The organism is Staphylococcus sp. EG-SA-17, from assembly GCF_017151845.1.
In the GTDB taxonomy this organism is placed as follows: Bacteria; Bacillota; Bacilli; order Staphylococcales; family Staphylococcaceae; genus Staphylococcus; species Staphylococcus aureus.
This window is the reverse complement of record NZ_JACVZO010000184.1, coordinates 1-240: the sequence shown is the minus strand read 5'-3', so window position 1 is coordinate 240 and position 240 is coordinate 1. Positions and strand designations below refer to the sequence as shown.

Genomic DNA, 240 nt, shown 5'->3' with positions numbered 1-240 from the left:
AGAGGGATATTATGAAACCACTATTCAGCGAAAAGATAAACGAAAGCTTAAAAAAATATCAACCTACTCATGTCGAAAAAGGATTGAAATGTGAGAGATGTGGAAGTGAATACGACTTATATAAGTTTGAAAATGGATATGAATACAAAGACGGTTGCGAATGTGAAATTCAAAGATTGGCTTATGAAGAATACAAAAGGAATAAACAAAAGAAACTTGATTATATTTTCAATCAATCAA

1 pseudogene is annotated in these 240 nt (G+C 30.0%); it reads left to right on the top strand.

The features are described from left to right. Positions 1–11: 11 nt before the first annotated feature. Positions 12–240 (top strand): annotated as a pseudogene (locus IDG65_RS14675) (DNA replication protein DnaC); the annotation flags it as partial.